Origin of the sequence: Halorubrum trueperi, assembly GCF_042662525.1 — an archaeon.
GTDB lineage: Archaea > Halobacteriota > Halobacteria > Halobacteriales > Haloferacaceae > Halorubrum > Halorubrum trueperi.
The window spans coordinates 1-697 of the sequence record NZ_JBHSXI010000032.1 but is presented as its reverse complement, the minus strand read 5'-3'; the positions used below and the strand labels follow the sequence as shown (position 1 = coordinate 697).

Below are 697 nucleotides of genomic sequence, written 5' to 3'. Positions count from 1 at the left end.
CCGTTATGAATGGACAGGCGGCGAACCGCGGTTCCCAGAGGATCGCTCACTCCAGTACTTCCCGGTACGCTGGTGGGCTTAACTTCCGTGTTCGGAATGGGTACGGGTGTTCCCCCACCGCTCTGGCCGCCTTTATGCCGACTCCCGGGCTCGAACCGAGACTCGTCATACTGACTGTATGACGAGACGCCTGTGTCGGTGGCTCTGATCTCTCGATCAGCCGACCGTGTATATGTGCGATCCAGTTACCGCCTGAACTCATGCGAGTGTGGTGTCAGTGCCGTATGATTGTGGCTTCGGTCTGTTAGTGCTCGTGGACTAAACGCCTCGTTGCCTCGGCGCGTACATCCCGAGTCTATCGAACTCGTCTTCTACGAGTGACCTCGTCGGTACTTCTTTTCCATGTGGGTTTCGAGCTTAGATGCGTTCAGCTCTTACCCCGTGTCGCGTGGCTACCCGGCATTGCGTTCTCACACAACCGGTACACCAGTGGCGACCAAACGTAGTTCCTCTCGTACTATACGTTCGTTCACGTCAAGTACCTTGACACCCCCAATAGATAGCAGCCGACCTGTCTCACGACGGTCTAAACCCAGCTCACGACCTCCTTTAATAGGCGAACAACCTCACCCTTGCCCGCTTCTGCACGGGCAGGATGGAGGGAACCGACATCGAGGTAGCAAGCCACCCGGTCGAT

Annotated in this window: 2 rRNA genes; both read right to left on the bottom strand. The window is 56.8% G+C overall.

What is annotated here, in order from left to right:
- Positions 1 to 12: 12 nt before the first annotated feature.
- Positions 13 to 134 (bottom strand): 5S ribosomal RNA (rrf, locus tag ACFQEY_RS18650).
- Between the two features lie 150 nt (positions 135 to 284).
- Positions 285 to 697, bottom strand: a 23S ribosomal RNA gene (locus ACFQEY_RS18645); the annotation flags it as partial.